The organism is Streptomyces sp. KMM 9044, from assembly GCF_024701375.2.
Lineage (GTDB): Bacteria > Actinomycetota > Actinomycetes > Streptomycetales > Streptomycetaceae > Streptomyces.
Map to the genome: position 1 here is coordinate 480,553 of NZ_CP113910.1, position 20,882 is coordinate 501,434.

The 20,882-nt window shown below is 71.0% G+C and carries 19 protein-coding genes and 7 pseudogenes; 18 read left to right on the top strand and 8 right to left on the bottom strand.

Translation table 11 applies throughout. The annotated features are described in order from the left end of the window. The first annotated feature begins 21 nt into the window (after positions 1-21). From HUV60_RS02250 to HUV60_RS02295, 10 genes and pseudogenes are all read left to right on the top strand, one after another. Positions 22-1,221 carry a hypothetical protein gene (locus tag HUV60_RS02250; protein WP_257852586.1) on the top strand — a complete coding sequence of 400 codons (1,200 nt, stop codon included), beginning with the start codon at positions 22-24 and terminating at the stop codon, positions 1,219-1,221. Positions 1,222-1,477: 256 nt separating this feature from the next. Next, positions 1,478-1,603: pseudogene (locus tag HUV60_RS02255) on the top strand (metal-sensitive transcriptional regulator); the annotation flags it as partial. Positions 1,604-1,740: 137 nt separating this feature from the next. Continuing rightward, positions 1,741-1,922: pseudogene (locus HUV60_RS02260) on the top strand (rhodanese-like domain-containing protein); the annotation flags it as partial. Beyond that, complete coding sequence (locus HUV60_RS02265; protein WP_269441105.1) at positions 1,919-2,065, top strand: hypothetical protein; 147 nt, start codon at positions 1,919-1,921, stop codon at positions 2,063-2,065. The pseudogene HUV60_RS02260 and the gene HUV60_RS02265, both read left to right, overlap by 4 nt. Continuing rightward, positions 2,011-2,268 (top strand): annotated as a pseudogene (locus HUV60_RS02270) (rhodanese-like domain-containing protein); the annotation flags it as partial. The gene HUV60_RS02265 and the pseudogene HUV60_RS02270, both read left to right, overlap by 55 nt. A 373-nt stretch (positions 2,269-2,641) precedes the next feature. Beyond that, positions 2,642-3,295: pseudogene (locus HUV60_RS02275) on the top strand (ABC transporter); the annotation flags it as partial. A gap of 105 nt (positions 3,296-3,400) precedes the next feature. Beyond that, positions 3,401-4,852, top strand: coding sequence for a site-specific integrase (locus tag HUV60_RS02280; protein WP_257852196.1), 1,452 nt, complete (start codon positions 3,401-3,403; stop codon positions 4,850-4,852). Continuing rightward, positions 4,852-6,594, top strand: coding sequence for a hypothetical protein (locus HUV60_RS02285; RefSeq protein ID WP_257852195.1), 1,743 nt, complete (start codon positions 4,852-4,854; stop codon positions 6,592-6,594). The genes HUV60_RS02280 and HUV60_RS02285 overlap by 1 nt, the downstream gene beginning before the upstream one ends. A gap of 106 nt (positions 6,595-6,700) precedes the next feature. Next, positions 6,701-8,770, top strand: coding sequence for an integrase (locus HUV60_RS02290; RefSeq protein WP_269441106.1), 2,070 nt, complete (start codon positions 6,701-6,703; stop codon positions 8,768-8,770). A gap of 1 nt (position 8,771) precedes the next feature. Further along, positions 8,772-9,269 (top strand): hypothetical protein, encoded by a 498-nt coding sequence (locus tag HUV60_RS02295; RefSeq protein ID WP_257852193.1) that lies wholly within the window; start codon positions 8,772-8,774, stop codon positions 9,267-9,269. A 75-nt stretch (positions 9,270-9,344) separates the two neighbouring features. Here HUV60_RS02295 and HUV60_RS02300 read toward each other — a convergent pair whose 3' ends face one another. Continuing rightward, entirely contained in the window at positions 9,345-9,806 is a 462-nt protein-coding gene (locus tag HUV60_RS02300; protein ID WP_257852191.1) for a hemerythrin domain-containing protein, read from the bottom strand. Then, entirely contained in the window at positions 9,796-10,596 is an 801-nt protein-coding gene (locus tag HUV60_RS02305) for an alpha/beta hydrolase (protein WP_257852190.1), read from the bottom strand. Before HUV60_RS02305 ends, HUV60_RS02300 begins: the two co-directional genes overlap by 11 nt. A 347-nt stretch (positions 10,597-10,943) precedes the next feature. Here HUV60_RS02305 and HUV60_RS02310 point away from each other — a divergent pair. Together HUV60_RS02310 and HUV60_RS02315 are read left to right on the top strand one after the other, a co-directional pair. Then, positions 10,944-12,260 (top strand): annotated as a pseudogene (locus HUV60_RS02310) (ATP-binding cassette domain-containing protein); the annotation flags it as partial. A gap of 95 nt (positions 12,261-12,355) precedes the next feature. Continuing rightward, positions 12,356-12,727 (top strand): annotated as a pseudogene (locus HUV60_RS02315) (ribosomal maturation YjgA family protein); the annotation flags it as partial. A gap of 70 nt (positions 12,728-12,797) precedes the next feature. Here HUV60_RS02315 and HUV60_RS02320 read toward each other — a convergent pair. Next, complete coding sequence (locus tag HUV60_RS02320; RefSeq protein ID WP_257852581.1) at positions 12,798-13,022, bottom strand: hypothetical protein; 225 nt, start codon at positions 13,020-13,022, stop codon at positions 12,798-12,800. Between the two features lie 257 nt (positions 13,023-13,279). Here HUV60_RS02320 and HUV60_RS33775 point away from each other — a divergent pair, with 257 nt between their 5' ends. Further along, positions 13,280-13,606, top strand: coding sequence for a DUF1918 domain-containing protein (locus tag HUV60_RS33775; RefSeq protein ID WP_443047490.1), 327 nt, complete (start codon positions 13,280-13,282; stop codon positions 13,604-13,606). On the opposite strand, the gene HUV60_RS02330 is transcribed toward HUV60_RS33775, so the two are convergent. Continuing rightward, positions 13,495-14,118 carry a hypothetical protein gene (locus HUV60_RS02330; RefSeq protein ID WP_257852579.1) on the bottom strand — a complete coding sequence of 208 codons (624 nt, stop codon included), beginning with the start codon at positions 14,116-14,118 and terminating at the stop codon, positions 13,495-13,497. The genes HUV60_RS33775 and HUV60_RS02330 overlap by 112 nt on opposite strands. A gap of 206 nt (positions 14,119-14,324) precedes the next feature. Then, a pseudogene (locus tag HUV60_RS02335) lies at positions 14,325-14,741 on the bottom strand (pyridoxamine 5'-phosphate oxidase family protein); the annotation flags it as partial. 166 nt (positions 14,742-14,907) lie between these two features. Between HUV60_RS02335 and HUV60_RS02340 the strand changes: the two are divergent. Together HUV60_RS02340 and HUV60_RS02345 are read left to right on the top strand one after the other, a co-directional pair. Beyond that, positions 14,908-15,516: a DUF4277 domain-containing protein gene (locus HUV60_RS02340; RefSeq protein WP_269441107.1), complete on the top strand. Its 609-nt coding sequence runs from the start codon at positions 14,908-14,910 to the stop codon at positions 15,514-15,516. Next, positions 15,462-16,496, top strand: coding sequence for an IS1634 family transposase (locus HUV60_RS02345; protein WP_443047203.1), 1,035 nt, complete (start codon positions 15,462-15,464; stop codon positions 16,494-16,496). The genes HUV60_RS02340 and HUV60_RS02345 overlap by 55 nt, the downstream gene beginning before the upstream one ends. Positions 16,497-16,673: 177 nt before the next feature. Here the strand turns inward: HUV60_RS02345 and HUV60_RS02350 are convergent, their stop codons facing one another. The 3 genes from HUV60_RS02350 to HUV60_RS02360 form a co-directional block, all read right to left on the bottom strand. Beyond that, entirely contained in the window at positions 16,674-17,309 is a 636-nt protein-coding gene (locus HUV60_RS02350; protein WP_257852577.1) for an Rv1733c family protein, read from the bottom strand. Between the two features lie 394 nt (positions 17,310-17,703). Then, positions 17,704-18,084: a TraR/DksA family transcriptional regulator gene (locus HUV60_RS02355; RefSeq protein WP_257852575.1), complete on the bottom strand. Its 381-nt coding sequence runs from the start codon at positions 18,082-18,084 to the stop codon at positions 17,704-17,706. Positions 18,085-18,156: 72 nt separating this feature from the next. Continuing rightward, positions 18,157-18,483, bottom strand: a complete 327-nt coding sequence (locus HUV60_RS02360; protein WP_257852574.1) for a TraR/DksA family transcriptional regulator — start codon at positions 18,481-18,483, stop codon at positions 18,157-18,159. A 283-nt stretch (positions 18,484-18,766) separates the two neighbouring features. Here HUV60_RS02360 and HUV60_RS02365 point away from each other — a divergent pair, with 283 nt between their 5' ends. From HUV60_RS02365 to HUV60_RS02375, 3 genes are read left to right on the top strand one after another with little or no spacing between them, the layout of a single operon-like run. After that, positions 18,767-19,729, top strand: coding sequence for a HAMP domain-containing sensor histidine kinase (locus HUV60_RS02365; protein WP_257852572.1), 963 nt, complete (start codon positions 18,767-18,769; stop codon positions 19,727-19,729). After that, entirely contained in the window at positions 19,726-20,391 is a 666-nt protein-coding gene (locus tag HUV60_RS02370) for a response regulator transcription factor (protein ID WP_257852571.1), read from the top strand. The genes HUV60_RS02365 and HUV60_RS02370 overlap by 4 nt, the downstream gene beginning before the upstream one ends. Then, positions 20,388-20,870: a hypothetical protein gene (locus HUV60_RS02375; RefSeq protein ID WP_257852569.1), complete on the top strand. Its 483-nt coding sequence runs from the start codon at positions 20,388-20,390 to the stop codon at positions 20,868-20,870. The genes HUV60_RS02370 and HUV60_RS02375 overlap by 4 nt, the downstream gene beginning before the upstream one ends. Positions 20,871-20,882: the final 12 nt, after the last annotated feature.

Sequence of the window (20,882 nt, forward strand, 5' to 3'; positions counted from 1 at the left end):
ACCGATTTCCTGGAGGCTCCCATGCCCGCCGCCGCTCCCGTACTGCTCGTCTCCGACCACGTGGAGGGATCCGTACACGTGCTGACCGTGCCGGACGGCACGGTCACGGCACGACTGACGGGACGTCATCTCTCCGAGCACGCCGGGTTCCTGGCACTGCCGGGAGGGCGGGTGGCCTGTGTCGACGACCGGCGGGGGGAACTCCTGGTGCTCGATCCCTTCGTCGAGGAGCTCGTGGAGTTCGCGGTCCCGGTCGCCGTCCCGGCCGAGCACCTCGCCTGCGACCCGTCCGGTCGCCGGCTGGCCGTCACGACCGGCCTGGGCAAGAACACCGAGCCGTGGTCGGACCTGCTGACGGTCGTCGACCTGGCCACCGGGGAAACCGCACGGGTGCGCACGCGCGTCGGCGAGCCGGGCGTGACGGTGCTGGGCGGCGGCGACCCTCTGGTCGTACTGCGGCACCGGGAGCCCGGGGCACTGGCCGTCCACCGGTTCGCGGACCTCCTCGCGGCTCCGTCCGGCTGCCCGGCGGTCGCACCTCATGCGCTCCTGCCGCTGCCGGACGACGGACACGGGGACGCGCAGGCGCCTGGCTCGGGGCGCGTGTTCGCGGCCACGGGCGAGGGGGTCAACCGGGCCCGAAGGAAGGGCGACACACTCGTGGCCGAGGCGGTGATCCCGTGGGAGTCGTCCGCCCGGGGCTGGTACCTGCGCCTCGACCCCCGTCGGCAGGCCGTGTGGACCACACTGCGCGGTGGTGTTCCGGACCCGCTGCGGTGGCCGGAGTGGACCAACCAGGCATGGCGCCATGAACTGGAGACGGGCCGTACGCTCCTCACGGAGCTCGGCCGCGGCCTGGTCTTCCGGCTGGCCCTCGCCCGGCGCCACACCGCCTTCACCCGCGTCCACCCCGACGGCGACGAGCTGATCCTTCTGGACGCCCACGACAGCGTCCGCCGCTTCGCGCTGCCCGCCATGGACGGCGCTCCGCGTCGCGGCAGCACCCCCTGGGAGGGAGTCCAACGCCGAGCGGTGGCCGCCTCGCCGGGCTCCGACTGGGTCGCCGTCACCCGTGGCGGCCACGGCGAAGTGCACATCGTCGACGCGGAGACGGGCCTCGAGGCGACCCGTCTGCGGTTGAGTACACCGCTGCACCACGGCGGCCACGTGATGCTGCGCACCAGGGGCGACGGCGCCGACGGTGATCCCGTGGGCCGGTGACGACGCGTTCGGGCCGGTCCCCCGAAGGCCTCCGCACGCGGCAACGCTTCATCGGCCCGGTCTGTGACCCTCCGGAACGAATCCACCTCTCGGCCGGTTGCCCGGTATACCCCGCCAGGTACGAGAGAAGGGGCGGGAGGGCATGCCCGCCATCGAGCCCCGGGAACGACTTCGGGAAAATCGTCACCAGCCCCGCCGACGCGGCCCGAATCGGCACACGCGATACCCCCCCCACGGGCGACATCAAGGAGCGATCGTGGAACCGGATCTCGAGGGTGCGGACCTCAAGTCCGTGCTGAACCGACTGCGTCGCGCACAGGGCCAGATCTCCGGCGTCATCAGGATGACCGAGGAGGGCCACGACTGCGAGGACGTCGTCACGTAGCTCCCGCCTGACCGAGGAGCTGGCCCGTGCCCAGCGCGCCTCCGCGCACCGTCTGGCGGCCGAGCTGCCGGCGTGCTGCCGACACACGGCTTCGGCAGCTTCTGCTCCCCGGCGCGGGCCGACGGGGACACCAGGGAGCGGCCCTGCCGAGCGCGGCCAGGGGACGGCCGCTGGTGGTGATCTGCCGCAGCGGGCAGCCTCCCTGCTGGCCGGACGTGGCGCGGAGGCGGTGAACGTCAAGGGCGGCATGACCGCACGGGCCACCGCCGGACATCCGGTCGTCGACGCACGCGGGAACAGCGGCTCGGTGGCATGACGTCCCTGGTTCTCGCGCTCGTCGCCGGTGCCGTCGTCGGCCTGGCCCTCGGCGGGCTGGGCGGTGGCGGCAGTGTCCTGGCCGTGTCCGCCCTCAGGGGAGCACGAAGGCGACCTGGGGCATGGAGCTCCAGGTCCGCCTGACCGCCGGCTCGGTCGTCCTGCTGGGCCTGGCCCTGGGCGAGTTCGTCCACCCGGCCTTCCGGCTGCTGTCCGCCCGTATCGCCGGTGGCCTGGTCCTGTTCGCCGTGACCAACGCCTGCGGCATGGCCGCCATGCTCGCCAGGCTTCCCCACAACCGGCCCCGCAAGGCCGACCTGGACGCGACGCTGGCCCGGCTGCGCAGCAACTCACCCCGAGGCCGAGGTCCGTGGGCTGCCGGCCGCCCCGCACGCGCGGGACGCGCGGGGCCCGTTCCCGTCTGCTCCCGTCGGACGGGAACCGATGCCGTGCCGGCCTGTCGTCGACGACGGCCCGGGGCCGGGCCGTTTCCTGTGGCCCGCAGAACGGTGAGGGTTCTCGGACAGGAGGCACGCTCGGCGTTTCGGCCACTGCCGTTGTGTGCCCGCCCCTTTGCCCGGCAAGGGGCGGTGCACTCCGCATGCTCCGCCGCGCCCCCGGTCCCGGGGTTCGGCACCCGACCGAAACACATGCGTTCGAAACCCGGGCGGGGTCGTTGAGCCTGGCAAGTCAGTCGCAGAGACCGTCAGGGGGACCACTTTGACCTCGGCCAGTACACAGGAACAGCCTGATCCCGGAGCACCGGGCGCGGGCACAGGAACGGGCGCCCCGCGTGGCAAGGGCAGCGTGCAGGACGAGGAGTTCCTGTACAGGGACGAGTCCAGGCACCGGGCCGGTGCGCAGTTGACGACCGGGACGATGGCGCGGCGGCTGCCCGTGTTGGTGCGCCGCTCCCTGAGGATGGCCTGGCAGGTGGACCGCGGCGCGACGGCCGGACTGCTGGCCTGCCAGGTCGGCTCCGGCGTACTGGCGGCGCTGGGGCTGCTCGCCGTCACGGGAACGATCACCGCGCTGATCTCGTCGGGCGACATCACCGGGCGGCTGTGGGACGCCGCCCCGCAGTTGGCGGTGATCGCCGTGGCGACCGGCCTGCGCGCGCTGCTGGGGATCGCCGTGGCGTGGCTGACCGGGCGTCTGCGCCCGGTTCTCGGCCGGGCGGCGGAGCTGACGATGATCGAGGCCGCGCTCGGCGCGGAGCTGGCCGCCAACAACAAGCCCGGTTACAACGACTTCTACGACATCGCCGACCGCGGCGCCCAGGTCACCCCGGACCTGGTGGAGGAGGCACAGGACGTGCTGGCCTCGACGGCGACGCTGGCCGCGGGCGCGACCGTACTCGCCGTGCTGCACCCCGAAGTCGCTGCATAATCGTCGTGTCGCTTTCCTCGCGGTACACCTTGGAGTGATTCATCCAAGTCTGTTGCATTGAGGTCGTGTCGAATATCTAGGCTCCACGCCATGCAACTGATCGGCTTCTCCGCCACCGGCTGGGAGTCCTGGGATGTGGCTCAACAGCCGCTCATCCGGGACCGGATGCCCGTGCTCATCGATGACGACCTGAGATTCGAGGACGCTCCAGGAGTGCCCCGGCCGACGGTTTTCGTCAATCGCTGGCTGCGTGAGCTTCCGCTGAACGGTGCCCCAGCCACGCGCACTTGGCAGAACGGCGCCAACTGTCTCCGCGACTGGCTTGCCTTCCTCCAAGTCCGCGGTGTCAGCCCTCTGGGGGACGGTCGGGACCTGCGCGCGGCCTTGGGCATGTACGCCGAGTACCGGCTGGCCGGCGAGCTCAAGGACCGCTGGGACCCCAGCACGTGGAACCTGAACATGGGCATCCTGTCGGGCTTTTACAGGTGGGCCCGTGAAGAAGGCATCGCCTCCGCCGTGCCGTTCAGCTACCGGACGGGCCGGCGCATGGCGGAGGGGGTTCTGGTCGAGGTGGAGCGGAACCTCGCCAAGCTGCGCACTCCGAGGCCGCATACGACGATCAAGTACCTGGAACGGGACTTCGCGGAGCTGTTCGTGCGGGGCCTGGCAGGGCTCGGCCCGGACGGCGAGCCGGACCCGCGCTACCGCGGCCGGGAAGAGGCCCGCAACGCGGCGATGGCCCACATGGTGCTGTCCAGTGGCCTGCGGCGGCAGGAGTTCACTCACCTGACGATCTACGAGGTACCGCCTCTTCCGGCCCGCCCGCGAACGCTGCCCGTGCTGTTTCCGCTGAGCCATGCGATCACCAAGGGGCAGAAGGCCCGTACATCGTGGATCAGCTATGAGGCGCTGGCCGAGGTGCACCAGTACATCGAGTTGGACCGGGCGGCGTCGACCGAGGGCTTCACGTGGCGGCCGCCGTCGAAGCTGGGTGAGCCGCTGGTGGTGGAGGCGCCCGACTGGGAGGGTGCATTCCTCAACGGGGAGCGGAGGTCGTGGCGGAAGTTACGTCCGTCCGAGCGGCTGCGCCTGGTCGCTCCGGATGGCGGGTCGCCACTGCTGGGCCTGCAGTCCTCGGGGAAGCCTTTCGTGGACTGGGCGACGGTCTTCCGTCGGACGTCGGCCCGTATCCGCGAGCGGTTCGAGCCGCGGTTTCCGACGGTGGCCCCGCACCGGCTGCGTCATTCGATGGCGATGGCGACCCTGGAGTGGCTGGTCACGGGCTACTACCAGCGGGCGGCTGCTCTCGCGGCGGACACCGGAGACGACGCCGCGATGGCTCTTTATCTGACCCGGAACGATCCGATGCTGATCCTGCGGGACTTACTCGGCCACCAGAGCGTCCTGTCGACGGAGCTTTACATCGCGCGCTTGGACGTCACACGGATCTATCGCGACGCCTACAAGGACACGACTGGCGAACTGCTTCCGGAGGCCGCCGCCGAAGCTGCGGCCGAGTTCGATGACGAGGAGGCCGGCTGATGCCCGCGTATGTGATGGACGAGCCGTTGGCCGTGCACTTCGTGTTCCCCAACGGCCGTGAGTGGACGGCTGTTCTGGACGGTCTGCCCAATCCTGGGCTGGCGCGCGACCTTGCGAAAGGGCTCGCGGCCAACGCGCATCCCGACGGCGGCATCGGTGCGAAGAACACGGTCAAGGCGTACGCGGTGGCCCTGCGCCAGATGGTGAGCGCTTTGGCTGAGGCCGGGTTCACTGGGAGTGTGCCGGATCTGACGCGGGCCACGCTGGTCCGCTACTGGATGGCCAGCACGTATACGCGTGAGCGCGAGACCCGCATGCTGTTGAAAGGCTTCGACGCGGTCACCGGAGCCCTGCGTCCGGAGGTGCGCAAGTACCTCACAGGGAACCAGATCCAGGCGTATCGAAGCACCAGCCCGTACAAGGCGTACACCGATGGAGAGTGGGAGCGGCTGGAGACGTCGTGCCGGGCGGTGGTGGACGACAGTTGGGCCCGTCACCGGCGGGCTCTGGAGCTGGCCGCGCGGGGCGGCGAGCCGCCGACGAGCGCGCACCACAGTCCGCAGGACATCGCCTGGCTGCTGTTGCGGGACGGCCCGTTCCCGGACCGGCCCGTGTACCGGGCGCAGACCCAGGGCACGAAGTCGTCGCAGTGGGACCTGCGCCGGGCAGTGCGTCAGGTACGCGGCGACCTGTTTCCGCACCCTGTCGTCCAAGTCGCCTACTCCGTCTTGTTCGGCATGTACTGCGGGGTCGTGCCGGACGGCATTGACGATCTGGGGCTGGACGGTCTCGAGTGGACCGGCGACACCTCAATAGTGATCACCTACATCAAGGGCCGTACTGCACGGGAGAGTTCGAATCTGCCGAGCCGGGCGGTGCGGCTCCTGGAACGGTGGCTGGAGTACTCGGCTCCGCTGCGGAGCTTCGCCGAGGACAAGCTCCGAGGACAGCTGTGGATCTCGTACAGCCCGAAGTGGTTCACGACGGGTGGAGGGTTCAGCCCGATCGTCGGTCCTCCCTCGGACACGGACCGCCATCGGGATCTGGTGAAGCAGGTGGGCCTGGTGGACGATGCGGGGAAGCCGTTCGTGATCCATCGCGGCCGGATTCGCGCGACGTACCACGAACGACTGGCCCGGCGGGGATGGACCGGACGGGCCACGATCGATCCGAACCACACCGCCCGCACCGAAGGCGATCACTACGTCACTCCGACCAGCCCCGCCCAGCTCGACGCGGTGGAGTCGATCATCGAGGACGGCCAGGCCGACGTGCTGCGCAAGGCGCTGCCGCCGGTGGTGCTCTCGGCGGAGCAGGCAGCGCGGTTCGCGGAGGACTTCCCTGACGACGTGAAGCGGCTCGAGCTGGATGCCGTGGCCATCGCCGAGTTGGTCGGCGGCGAGCGTGATGTGTTCACTGCGGCGTGCGCCGATCAACTGGCCGGGGTCCACGGTCCAGCCGGGCAGCCGTGTCCGGCCCGTCCATGGGTCTGCCTGCTGTGCCCGCTGTCGGTGTTCCTTCCACGTCACGCAGCGAATCTGCTGCGGTTGAACGCCTTCTTCTCGCGGCAGTTCCGGCAGATGTCCACGGAGAACTTCGTCCGGGTCTTTGGTCCGTACGCCGACCGCCTGGCCACCGAGATCCTGCCGAAGCTCTCCGAGGAGACCAAGGAGAAGGCCGCACGCGAGGTGGCAGACGACGACACTGGTCTCCCGCTCCGACCCGAGGAAGGAACTCTGTGATGCGCCGGTCCGTATCCGCGTCCCTGCCTCGTCACCGTCGGGCTATCCCGGTCTTCGCCCAGGTGGACGTGTGCGAGATCGCCGGGCTGAGGCTGGCCGAGGGGCGATGCGCCCGCGATTCGAGCAGGATCGCTGGGTGTTCTCCGGTCTGGTGGACGCTCACCGGATGATGACCGAGCGCGAGCAGATCTGGGACTTCACCGAGATCATCAATCCGCAGTGGCGGGTCGTGGCCAAGGAGATTCTGTTGGCGATGCTGGCCCCGCAGTACGAGGCGGTGCTGGAGTGCGCGCATGCGCTGCGGGCTGCTCGCTCCCCTCGGACTCTCTACGGCTTCCTGGAGAAGTACATCGAGTGGTTCAACTGGCTTACAGAGAAAGGCATTACCTCTCTGCGTGGCGTCTCGCAGGAACTGTGTGAGCGCTATCTGGAGGAACGCTCATGGAGCGTTCCTCGCCTTGGGCGGCACCGACGACGTCTGGAGCCGTACTCGACCGTGGCGCACGTCAGGATCCTCAAGCTGATTGCCCAGTACGAGGAGCTGCTGTCCGGCGACGGCTACGACGCGGGGTTCGTACCGTGGAAGGGGAAGACCGCCACCCAGGTCGTCGGCTACAAGTCGAAGGGGCCGAACCTGACGCCTCCCGTGCCGGACTCCATGCTGCAACCGTTGCTGGCCACCTGCCTGCACCTGGTCAACGATGTGGGGCCGCATCTCGTAGATCTGATGGAGACGGTGAGCGCCGACAGAGCGGCCCTTCCGACGTCCGGCGGCGTGACCCTCGCGCAGCTCCCCGCTCTGCGGCAGGTCCTGGAGCGCATGCGGACATCGGGAGCGCCCCTGCCGGCAGTCGATGACGCTCAGCTGCGCAAGCGGACCACGCTGGGAGAAGAGGGCCCGCTGAAGCATCTGGGCTGGGAAGCCCTCGCCCGCACGGTCGGCGCCCGGAGATTCGGGGACGACGCGCGGCAGGCTCTGATCCCGGAGCTGACCGCGCTGGCCGCCGAGGTCGGCTTCCAGCCGCCGCTGGCCAGACAGGCCGCGGGAATCCCGCGTGTGGTCGACGGCGAGCTCGTGCCATGGACGCTGCCGCTGGCCGACGGTGATCTCTTCTTCATGGTCGATCACGCGGTGACGGCCTGTCTGGTGGTGACCTGCGCACTCAGTGGGATGCGGACCAGTGAACTGCTGGAGCTCGAAGCTGGCAGCCGACTCCCCGCCGTGGCGACGCCCGGGGGCGGCCCGCGGTTCCGGCTCGCCAGCCGCCTGATCAAGGGGCAGAAGTTCGGGGGTGTCCCCGACGAGTGGGTGGTCATCGAGCAGGTGGACCGCTCGGTGGCCCTTGCCGAACGGCTGGTGAACCGTTCGGCCGGTGAGGCGCTGTTCGGCACCATTGACCTGGCGGGCCGGTTGAGGAATCTGCGCGGCTGGCTGGAGCGGACCGGCAACCGGGAACGCTGGGGCTTGCCGGTCATTCCCCAAGGTCCGCTCAGCGCCCGGATGTTGCGCCGGACGCTGTCCCTGGCCATCGCAGAACGGCCCGGCGGCCTCCTGGCGGCGAAGGTCGCCCTCAAGCACATCTCCGTGGCCACCACGGAAGGCTATGCCGCTCGCCCCGGCGGCTCCCAGCGACTGTTCCATGCCGAGGTCGAGGAAGCCGAGGAGGCCCATCACGTGCAGCTGACGGTGGAGGCATTCCGGGATGTCCAGGCGGGCCGGATGCCCGCCGGTCCGGGTGCTCGGAGCCTGATCGAGGCGTTCCACCATGTGGACGCTCAGTTGAAGAACGCGGCCCGGACGGACCCGAAGATCCTCAAGGACGACCGTCACCTGGAGGGACTCCTGCGCAAGCAGGCCAGTACCCTCCACGTCGGGCCCGCCAACTTCTGCTGGTTCCGCGACCCGTCCAAAGCACTGTGCCTGCGCCTGGCCGGCACGCCTAATGCCACGAAGCCGCTGGTGGGGATGTGCGACTCGGCGCGCTGCCCGCAGGCCACCCACCATCCCTGTCACCGCCCCGTGTGGGCCGGGCAGGCCACCGCCATCGACGTGTTCATTCAAAGCCCCCGGGTCGCCAAGGGCGAGAAGGCCCGGCTGACCCCCGAACGCGACCGCGCCCTGCGAGTCGTCGCCGAGATCGACGCCGCCCAGACCGTTTCCATTGGAGAGGACTGAGATGGCCCGGCTCACCGAGGAATCCAAGACCCACAACGAGGCCGCGATCCGAGCTGCCATGGAACGGATCCTGAAGGGAGATCTCCCATCCGGCGGCAAGGCCGACCTGAAGGCCCTCGCCGCCCTGGCCGGCGTGACCCGCACCGGCTTCTATCCCAAGAAGAACCGCGACGGAACCACCCGGCCCGGGGCCTACCAGCACCTCGCCGAGGAGTTTGAACGCAGGCTGAACGAACTCCGCGACGCCGGAGAGATCGCCGATCCCCGGATCGCGCAGATTGAACGACTCAAGGCACAAAATGCCGAGCTCAAATCGCGCATCGTCACCCGCGACGAGCAGATCGCGCAGCTCACCGAGTTCAGAAACCTGGCGATCTCTCGCCTTGCCGCTCAGCACGACGAGATCGAGCGTCTGCGCAGGCAAGTCACCGACAACGGCGTCGTACGACGGCTGCCAGAAGCCACGAACCACATCGCGCCCTTCGGCTCGTGTAGTTAGGGGCGGTCGCGGTTCAGCTCGAACCCAGGTGGATTCCTGGTCGCGCCGTCGGCGGGCGGCGCGACCGGACGGGGCTCAGCTAATCGGGCCGAAGATCTCGGTGCGGTCGAAGTCAGCGTCCATGTCGTCCAGCACCGCTCCCAGTTGCTTTTCCTCGTACTTGAAGTGCGTCTCCATGACCGCCTCGATCCCGTCCAGGTGGCGGTGTGCCACCTCCGGGTCGGTCGAGTCGGCCACCGCCTTCTGCAATCCACCGATGAGGTGCTCGATCATGTTGTGGTCCTGAGTCAGCTTCGCGACCACTGGCGCCAGGTCGGGTTGCGCCCGTACCAGTTCCGGGAACAGCGAACCGTCCTCGGCGCGATGGTGGCCGGACAGGGCAGCGCAGAACCCGTGGCAGAACAACAGCAGGTCGGTGGCGGCGTCGGCGGGGTTGCCGCCGTCCAGTCCCGCCCGCGCCAGCGCCAACGCATTGCGCAGCTTGCCGTGCACCCGCTGCAGTTCCCCGCCCCAGGCGGTGACGCGGTCAGTCGGCAAGAACGCCCTCCCGTCGCAGCCAGGCCGCGCACGCGGTCGTCCAGGACGCGGTGTGCGGCTCGCGCGCAATGAACTTATGCGGCTCGCCGCCGTATTCCACGCCGTCGGCCAGGCCGATGCCGTGGCTGCCGCCCGGGTAGACGTGCAACTCCACCGGTACCGCGGCCGCCGCCAGCGCCCGGGTCCACTCCAGGGCGTTGGGCAGGCCCGGCGGGTCCTGAGCGGTGGCCCATACGAAGGTCGGACACACCGACGCGTCCACATGCTTGGCCGGGGATAGCTCGTCCTTGATGGGCAGCAGGTCGCCGAGCAGGTTCTCGACCACGGACGGCGGCAGCAGGTCGAGGTCGGCCAGCGCATAGGCCAGGACCGCGAAGTCCGGTCGGGGCGGGTCGGCGACGCCCTCCTCGATGGACAGGACCCGGCCGGTCATGAGCAGGCCCGCGAGTTGGCCGCCCGCGCTTGATCCGATGACGCCGACCCGGCCGACATCGAGGCCGTGGTCGCCGTTGCGGATGTGGTCCAACCCGGCCCGGGCGTCTTCGAGCGGGGCCGGGAACCGGTCCGGCAGCAGCCGGTAGGACAGGACGAAGGCGTGGATGCCGAGGCCGGACAGCCAGCGCGCGTAGCCTTCGCCCTCGTGCGGTGGAAGTTCCCGGAAGCCGCCGCCGGGCAGGACGAGGACGGCGGGTCGGGGGCCGAAGAACCGGTCCTCGGCGGGGTAAAGCGTGATCTTCTGTGAAATTGGGGTGGGAATGGCCGGAGCCACCTTTCGAGACGACGCCTCCATGCCTGACGATCCATCCGCCACCGGCACGCGACGCTGCCTGAAACTATAACCACCAAGGCCAGATAGGCGGTTGCGTCGCGCTGCCGCAATGGCGTCAGAGTGAGCACGCAGTCTCCGAGGACCGCGAGTCGGCGTCATCGCCTCACACTGCGTTCTCGGCAACGTCAAGCGCGCCTTGCGCATGCCGCCTTCTCAAGCAGCCGCGCGGCGGCCCCTCCGACTGGGATGCTGGTTACTCGTAACACCCGCGAAAGGCACACACCGATGCACCGCAGCGCGTCACAGGCCGGGGCGCCGGCCCTGCGGAATGCGACACAACCTGCGGGGACACGGTGTCTGCAACGACTAACCCCGCGCTGCTTCCGCTGCTGCTCCTGGCGTGTCTGCCGCAGGCTGCGTCGTACGTTCGGGCCGCGCGGGTGGTGTACCTGGCGGGCCTGGAGACCTCGGGGCGGCGGCGGATGCTGCACAAGCTGCGCTGGCACATGGCGTACGTGGAGTCCAGCGAGGAGATGCGGGCCTGCCTGGCCGGGCCGTTCCTCACAGCGCGGTACCGGCGGCTCGCCGCCTCGGTCAACGCCGCGGAGCGCGGGGCCGCGGACACGGGTGCGTGGATGGGGCTGGGCGGTGCCCTCGCCGGCGGTGTGACGTCGGCCGCGGTGTGGGCCGCGTTGCTGTGGCTGCTGGCCTCCGGCCGGATGGACCTCGCGGCCGGGGGCGGCGCGGTCTTCGCCCTCCAGACCGCGACGACGTCCGTGCGTGGCATCATCAACGGCGGGGCCCGCCTGGTGCGCACCGGCTGGTACGTCCAGGACTGGCAGAACTTCCTCGACAACGCCCACGGGCAGGCCATGGCATCCTCCCGCGGCGACCGGACCCTGTCCGGGGCTCCTGAGCGGTTCGAAGTCCGGGACATCACCTACCGGTACGACGGGGCGGAGCGGGACAGTCTCAGCGGGGTGTCCCTGCGGGTGCGGCGCGGGGAGATCGTGGCGCTGGTCGGGGAGAACGGTTCGGGCAAGTCCACTCTGTCCCGGCTGATCTGCGGCCTGCTGCTGCCCACGTCCGGCGAGGTGGCGTGGGACCACACGACCACGGCCCGGCTGGAGCCCTGGGAGGCGTGGAAGCATGTCGCCCTCGCCCCGCAGAAGTACACCTACCTGCCGCTGACACTCCGCGACAACATCACCTTCGGGCAGGGAGACACCGGCGACGCCGCCGTCCTCGCCGCCTGCGAGGCGTCCGGGGCGTCGGACATGCTGCCCGGTCTGCGGTCGGGGATCGACACACTCCTGACGTCGGAGTGGTACGGAGGCCAGCAGCTGTCCGGCGGCCAGTGGCAGCGTGTCGTGCTCACCAGGGCCTTCCACCGGCAGGCGGCGCTGCTCGTCATGGACGAACCGACGGCCGCCCTGGACGCGCGGGCGGAGCACCACGTCTTCACCGGGCTGCGGGAACTGGCCAAGGACCGGGCCATCCTGCTGATCACCCACCGGCTCACCAACGTCGCCGTGGCCGACAGGATCGTCGTCCTCGACCAAGGACGGATCGTGCAGGAAGGCACCTACGACCAACTCACCCGGGAGCCCGGCCTGTTCCGGTCCTTGTGGGAACTCCAGCAGCGCACCGGCGGGGAGACTCCTTCGTGCCCGGCCTCCGGATGAACCACCCCGGGGCCGGCGGGAACGGCAGGGTGTCCTGCCCGCCAAGGCGTTCGAGGTGGCCGGGAAGGCGGTACCCGCGCGCGCCGGAGCCGGGCATGCGGCAGGATGCCCTGGTGCTGCCCCTTCACGAAACCCACGAGCGCGCCGACACCGGCACCGGCCCGCTGCGGACCCGGCTGGTGGCGGCCGGGGTCGTGGTGGTCGTCGGGCTCGGGCTGGGGTTGCGGGCCGTGGTGGTGGGGAGCGTGGCCGGGTACGGCGGGGACGCGCTGTACACCGTGCTGGTTATCGCTCTCGTCGTCGCCCTGGCTCCACGGGTGTCGCCGAAGGTGGCGGCCGCGAGTGCGCTGGCCTTCAACTGGGGGATCGAGTTCCTCCAGCTCACTGACGTGCCCGCGGAACTGCCCGAGCGCAGTACCGCTGCCCGTCTCGTGCTCGGTTCCACCTTCAACGCGCCCGACCTGTTCTGATACGCGGCCGGTGCGGCAGTGGGCCTGCTCGTCCACACCGCGGCGGTCTCGCGCACCGCACACGCGTCTACGGGGCCCGCCTGACGCTCGGGGGAAGCCCCCGATCGCCACGCCCCAGTACCTGGCCGCCGCCGCGTCGGCGGAACTGGAAGCCACCGAGGACCCGGAGTTCCGGCGGCTGATCGACGTCGCCCAGTACGGCGCCGCATCCGCCCGCGCCATGTCCGGCGTCCGGTACGCCGACCGCGTCTATGTCCTGCACCAGGGCCGCCTGGCCGAACAGGGCGGCCACGAGGAAATGATGGCCGCGCAGGGGCCGCTACGCCGCGACGTACCAAGCCCAGGCAGCCCAGTACGCCCCGGCACCCCCGTCCCGCGCCCGACCTCGCCCCCCGTCACGGATCCCGCCTGAACACGCCCCTCGCCCGCTTCCGCTCTCCGGGAGTTCACCTGACCGTCCTCGAGGATCTCGACCCCGTCTCTCCGTCCCCCGTGCGATCTCACCTCGGCGGCCACCTCGTCGTCGAAAGCCCGGCGACCGGCGCCACCATGCGCGACGGCGGGATCGCCGGGCTCCGCCACAAGGACGGGACACCCCCGTACGACGTGCGCCGGCCGGACACACAGGCGGTGACGCTCGTGTGTCCCGGACCCGACACACGCATCCTGTCCGGGAGCAGTCCACGGACGGGGCGGTGCCGGGTCCGGGGCGCCCCGGACCGTGGAGTGCGGGCCCGCCACGGGCGCGGCGGGCGGGGCGGTTCTCAGAGCAGCCAGCGGTTGCGGCTGACGAGGGGGAGCCGCGCCCAGGTCCTGCCCAGGCCCCAGGTGGTGCCGGCGCCCGCGGCGGCGAGGGCGATCAGGGCGACGGCGTAGATCAGGTGGTAGTCGACGAACGGGTTCGTCGACATGCTCGGCGATCCGTCCGACAGGTGCCGGGCCGGCGGCCATTCCGCGACCCACATCAGCGCCATCATGACGCTGCCGCCGGCCGCGGCGAGCCGCAGGCCGATGCCCGCGGTCAGGGCGAGGCCGATGCCGAGCAGGCCGAGCATGAACAGCCAGTCGGCCCACGCCGCACCGGCCCAGGCGTGGAAGGTCGACTCCATCGGCCCGACAGCGACGCCGCCGAGGAACCCCCCGGTCGGCGAGCCACCCTCGACCCATGCCCGGCCGGAGGGGGTGGAGTAGCCGAGGCCGAACGTCTTGTCCAGGAACGCCCACAGGAAGACGAAGCCCGTCAGGATCCGGAGCCCGGCCAGCACGTACGCGCCGCTCGCGGTAGTCGCCGCCGTCGGCTCGGCGGACGCCTGAGCCGTCCTCCCGGCCCGGCGCAGAGCCGGGACACGCAATCCCGGACGCCGTGGGGAACTGTCGTGAACTGCCATGATGCTCATCCCTTCCCGGGGTGATGCGATGTGCAGGAGGTGAACGACTCTCGTCGCACCTTCAATGTCCCGCGTCGCCACTGCCCGCCCCCAGGGGCTGCACGACCCTGCATCCGGGCCGAACGGCCCTGTGTGCGGTACAAGTTGGAGGAGTCCGGGAACAGACCGGGAGGAAGCCGGAAGATGTTCAGATGGTGAGGTCCACCCCCGTACAGGGTCTGTCCGCCGACGAGTTCACGCCCGGTGACCAGCTCGGGCACGATGCAGACGAAGACCTCCCGCGTCGCGGGCACCCAGGAGACCGGGCCGGTGCGGGTCAGGCGTGCGTGCTCGGCCGGGTCGGTCACCACCATGGCCGGGCCCGTGACGACCACGCTCCAGCCGGCCCGCCGGACGGCGTCGACGGTCTCGAAGGCGACCACCGCGCCGTCGATCGCGCGGACCGGTTCCGAGGCCGCGGCAGTACGCAGCAGGACCGAACCGTCTTCGTCCAGAACGAAGTTGACCGGCAGCACGGCGGGCAGGGCTCAGCGCGTGCAGACGATGCGGCCGACGGGCACCGCGCCCATCAGCCGTAGACACTCCTGCCTCCCGAGTTCGCGGAAGCCGTCACCGGGGTACACCCATCCTCCGCGCGTAGCGGTATCGGTTGAATCCGCTGGTGGGCCGTAACGGTGGGCGGGGTGTCGGTGTTGTCTGAGCATGTTGATGACTCCGCCTCCTGCCCGCCGTGTCGCTGTCCGGCGTGAGCGTGGCCCGCTGCGCATGCGTGCGGTGGTGACGCAGGTGGTGACCAAGCGTCTGGGCGCTCTGCCCGTGGTCGCGGAGTTTCTGCATCGACTGCGGGTGGCCGATACCGTCGATGGGCTGTGTCCGGTGCGGGATCTGGCGCTGGCCACGCACGGCGATGTGATCGAGGCCCTGGTCGCCAACCGGCTCACCAGCCCCCGGCCTTTGGTCCGTGTGGAGGACTGGGCCCGGACCTGGGCGGTCAAGGAGGTCATGGAGCTCGATCCCGGGCTGCTCAACGACGACCGGCTCGGCCGCGCCCTGGACGCGATCGCCCCGCACCTGGACGAGATCACCGGATCGATCGCCGCCCGGGCGATCTGCGAGTTCGGGATCGACACCGCCACCTTGCACTGGGACATGACCTCGATGTCGCTGACCGGGGCCTTCGACCCCGAAGACCAGGACCCGGACTATCCCACGGTCGCCTACGGGCACCCGAAGGACCGGCGGGTGGACCTCAAGCAGATCCAGGCCGGCCTGGGGATCAGCGCGGACGGGGCCATCCCCTGCTGGCCACCGCGGTCTCCGGCCAGAGCGGCGAGATCACCCAGGTGGTCTCGGCGATGGCGCGGTTCCAGAAGACCGCCGCCGTCAAGCGCTTCCTGATGATCGGGGACAGCAAACTGGTCTCCTACGACAACCTCACCGCGCTGTCCGGCGCGCAGGTCGAGTTCATCGCACCGCTCGCGGCCTCGGCCACCGACACGGCGGTGTTCGCCGCCCTCGACCCCGCCACCGCGGAGCGAGTCGACTACGTCCCGGTGCGGGTGGCCGACCGCCCCACCATGGACCGCCCCGACTACCGGGTCCTGGAAGACACCCACACCCTGACCGGCAAACGCAGAAGCGACCCGCCGATCACCGTGCGCCGCATCCTGGTCCACAGCGCCGGCAACGCCCTCGCGCAGGCCAAGGCCCGCGACAAACGCCTTTCCAAGGCCCGTGAAGACCTGGACAAGCTCGCGCGGCTGGCCGGCAGTCGCTACTACCCGACCCGCGACAAGGTCTCCGCGAAGATCGGGGTGATCGCCGCCAAGCGGCGCGTCACCGACTGCCTGCGCACCCACATCACCGACGGCCCCGACGGGAAACCCGCCCTCACCTGGCACTTCGACCAGGACGTGCTCGACATCCAGGCCAACGCCGACGGCTGGTACGCACTGATCACCAACCAGGACCCCATCAAAGCCGACGCCGCCGCGGTGTTCCTGGCCTACAAGGGCCAGCCCCAGGTCGAGCGCCGCTACAGCGAACTCAAGGGCCCCCTGGCCGTCGCGCCGCTCTTCCTCCACGACAACAAACGCATCGCCGCACTGCTGCACGTACTCATGCTCGCCCTGCTGGTCTACAGCCTGATCGAACGACAGGTACGCCGAGCCCTGGAACGCGATGGCAGCCCGGACGGCAGGATGACCGGCCTCTACCCGGACAACCGCCGCGAACGCCCCACCGCCCGCATGATCTTCTACCACCTCGGTGAACTCGACCTGGCCACCAGCCCCGGCAACTGCACGCCCCAAGTACTCCACATCACCCGCGGCGTGCAGCTGCACCTCCTCGACCTGCTGGAAATCAACCTGTCCTGACCAGCGCCAGCCCGACAGACGTCACTCAGACCAGTGACGTGCGGAGGATGGGGCTAGACCGGCACGGCCGGTTCCGGGAGTCCGGCGGCCAGGTGGTCGAACACCGTCCGGAAGACGGCACGCGGGGTGCCGGACGCGCCTACGGGTTCCGTGCGGTCCGTACGACGGTTCATCCGTTCATCCGGGCGTCGTCCAGCGGGGTGCCGTCTCGGCCCAGGCCCTCTCCCATGCGGCGAGGTTGCGGCGCCGCACGGCATGGCGGGCCGCGGCGTGGGCGGCGACGCCGGTGAGGGCGGTTCCGACGGCGGCGAGAAGGGCCCAGCCCATGCTGCGGCTGCGGATCTGCTCACGCGTCAGCGGCGGTTCGGTCACCTGGCCTGCGGCGGTCGTCCAGATGCGCACCCGGCTGTCGGCGGACAGGCCGGGTGGGACCTCGGCCCGGGTGATGGCGGTACGCCCGTCAGGAGTGGTGAAGCGGACCTCGGCGAGGTAGCGGGCGAGCTTCGCCTCGTCGGATCCGGGCTCCGGGTGGCGGGGTACGTCCTCGGTGAGGGTCGCGTCCGTCTCGTGCCGGGTCAAGGACTGGTGGCGGGCCGTGTCCCCGTAGTGGCGGTGGGCGAGATCCGCGGCGGCGACGCCGGCCACGGGCGCCACGGCCGGCACGGCGAGCAGCAGTCCGAGGCCGATCCATGCCTGGAGAACGTCGGTCGGGCGGCGCAGGGGGTTGGGCCGCCGACGCCACCGCCGGGGAGTCGGCGGCGGGCCGAGACGGGGGCCCGGGGGCGGCTGTGCGGGAGGAAGGGGGCCCGCCACGGTATGACTCCTTCGGGGTGGGTGGGCAGGTGGGTGGTGTCGGGGCGCGGGATGCCGTCGTCCAGGCCGCCGTGGGACGGTTCGGGTGCACGGGTCACCGCCGCCCGGCGGGGCGGTGCCGGGCGGCGGGGCGGTGCCGGGCGGCGGTGACGGTGCCCTCCGCGCGGCACCGCCCCGGTGAGGTGCGCCCCCGGGGCGCCCCGTCGGGAGCGGTCCGGCGGGGTGGGTGTCCGCGGCGGGGGCGGCCACCGCCCGCGCGCCCGGGACGGTGGGTGCAGCGCGCGGGCGGAGCATTCCGGCGGCCGTGCGGGTCACCCCCGTACGTGCCGCGTATGCGCGTGCCGCGTGCGCGCGTGCTCCGGCCGGTCGTCCGGCGGCCGGTGGTGTGCCGTGGTCATCGCACGGCCTCCCGCACCTGCTGGCAGCGGGCGCAGTAGCGGGCCTGCGGGACGATCAGCAGCCGGTCGCGTTCGACGGGACCGCGGCACAGGTGGCAGACGCCGTAGTCACCGGTGTCCATGCGGGTGAGCGCCGCCTCGACGTCGGCGAGCACCATGCGGGCGGACGCGGCGAGCCTGACCTGGACCTCGATCTGTCCGGCGACCTGCGGTACACCCGGGCTGCCGGGCCCGCCGGGGAGCACCCCGGCGTCGACGGCGAACTGCCGCAGCTGGTCCCGGCGGAACAGTTGTTGCTCGCGCAGGCTCGCACGCAACGCCCCGAGGTCCTCGGATGTGCGGACCTCGTCGTGCTCGTCGATCGTCTGGTGGGTCACCACTTCACCCCCTTGGGCAGAGCGGGAGAGGATTACGGGCGGGGCCGGGTGCGGATACGGGGCCGGACGGGGTCAGGCCGCACGGCTCTGGCACGAGACGCAGTACCGGGTGTGCGGCAGGATCTCGAGCCGCTCCGCCGGGACGGGTTTGTCGCAGCCCAGACAGGTGCCGTAGCTGCCGTCCGCGACGCGGGCGAAGGCCTCGTCGATCTCCTTCAGGACACGCCTGATGGAGTCCTGCTGGTTGGCCAGCAGGTGATCGTCGGAGCCCTGTCCGGTGTCGTCGAGCGCCTTGAGCTGCGCCACCCGTGTGGTGCGCGCGTGTTCGAGGCGCTGCCTGATCTGGTCCACTGCGGGGTGGTCGGCAGGCGATTCGGTGAGGGGCAGGTCGAGCGACACGGAGAGTCTCCTCTGGTGACGGATGGTGGATCTGGCCGATCCATCACCCTCGCCGCTTCCCCGCCCGGAACCCATTGGGCGCGGTACCCATCTGCGCCGGGTCCGAGGGCCCACTCCGGACGGCGTGGGCCCGCCGGGCGGGCCGAAATGGGTCACGGAGCCCATCGACCGGAGTCCGCCGGCTCGTGCACTCTGTCCGTTTCGCTGTTCGCCGGGATCAGGGACCGCTGCCGCACCGGGCGCCGCGGTGCCCGACAGTAGAGGCAGACGAAAGAGGAAAGGCGTGACCTCCGTGTCCCTGTACTGGCGGATCTTCGGACTCAACGCGGTGGTGCTGGGCGCGGCCACCTCGTTGCTGCTGTGGGCTCCGGTGACCGTCTCCGTGCCGGTACTGCTGACCGAGGCGGTGATCCTGGTGGGCGGCATGGGCGTGATGCTCGTCGCCAACGCGGCCCTGCTGCGGATCGGGCTCGCCCCGCTGGACCGGGTGACCCGGCTGATGGCAACCGTCGACCTGTTGCGGCCCGGTCAGCGGCTTCCGGTGCGCGGCGGTGGGGAGGTCGCCGAGCTGGTCAGTACGTTCAACGCCATGCTGGAGCGGTTGGAGAAGGAGCGCGCCGCGAGCAGCGCCCGTGCCCTGCTCGCCCAGGAGGCGGAGCGGCGCCGGATCGCCGCCGAGCTGCACGACGAGGTCGGGCAGAGCATGACCGCCATCCTGCTGGCCCTGAAGCAGGTCGCCGACGAGGCGCCCGCTCCGCTGCGCGGCGAGATCCAGCAGGTGCGGGAGATCACCCGGGAGAGTCTGGACGAGGTCCGACGGCTGGTGCGCCGGCTGCGTCCGGGCGTACTGGACGATCTCGGTCTGGTCAGTGCCGTCACCTCGCTCGCCACCGAGTTCGCCACGCACACCGGGCTGCGGGTACAGCGCCGTTTCGACGCCGACCTGCCCACGCTGGACAACGGTACGGAGCTGGTGATCTACCGTGTGGCACAGGAGAGTCTGACCAATGTCGCCCGGCATGCCGAGGCGCGCTCCGCCACGGTGAGCCTGTACCGGGACGACGACCAGGTCGTCCTCGAGGTCACCGACGACGGCCGTGGGATCGGTGTCGCCCACGAGGGGGCGGGCCTGCGCGGTATGCGTGAACGGGCCCTGCTCATCGGGGCGACACTGGACATCACTCCCGTCACCCGGACCGGTACCCGGATCCGGCTGGCCGTGCCCGTCGTCAGGAAGCAGCCATGAACCACCAGGCCTCACCGACCACGATCCGGATCCTGCTCGCCGACGACCACGCCCTGGTGCGCCGCGGCGTCCGGCTGATCCTCGACCGGGAGCCGGACCTGGAGGTCGTCGCCGAGGCCGGTGACGGTGCGGAGGCGGTCGCCATGGCCCGCGCCCGGGAGATCGACCTGGCGGTGCTGGACATCGCCATGCCCCGGATGACCGGTCTGCAGGCCGCCCGGGAGCTGTCCGCACTGAAGCCGGGCCTGCGCATCCTGATGCTGACGATGCACGACAACGAGCAGTACCTGTTCCAGGCGCTCAAGGCCGGGGCCGGCGGGTACGTCCTGAAGTCGGTCGCCGACCGTGATCTGGTCGCCGCCTGCCGGGCCGCGATGCGTGACGAGCCCTTCCTCTACCCGGGGGCCGTCACCGCCCTGATCCGCAACTACCTCGACCGGGTCCAGCACGGCGAGGAGGCACCCCAGCTGCTGACGCCGCGCGAGGAGGAGGTGCTCAAGCTGGTCGCCGAGGGACACTCGTCGAAGGAGATCGCCGGACTGCTCTTCATCAGCATCAAGACCGTGCAGCGGCACCGCGAGAACCTGCTGAACAAGCTGGGGCTGCGGGACCGCCTGGATCTGACCCGGTACGCCATCCGCGCGGGGCTCGTCGAGCCTTGAACGCCACCCCGCCGGGACGTGCCGCCCGCACCGCCCGCCCTCCGCTCCGCGCCGTCGCGGTCCTCGCCGCCCTGGCCTGCGTCCTCCTGGCCCTGGGGTTCGGCCTCACCGACGCCCCGCGGGCCGTCCGCGCGGCGCAGTCACCGGCCCACGACGCCCCGGCGGCTCCCGGTGCCCCGGCGCCCGACGGGCCGGGGCCGTCCGTTCCGGATCCCTCCGCCGCGCCGGGAGCGGGCTCGTCCGACGCACGTCCGCAGACCGACGGCGGCTGCACCGTCCGTACGGTCCCTCTCAGGCCGCAGCGCGACGCCGGGGAGCGCACGGTGCCGGCGGGCCATCTGCTCTTCACCCCCGCGCACACCCCCCGCATCCCGCCGCGGCCGGCCCGCCCCGCCCCGGCGGCCGGCCACGCACCGCCCGCCGCCGCGCACACGCCGGCCGACCTCGGCCGGGCGCCGCCCGGCCCGTCCAGCACATGAGAGTCCCGTTCC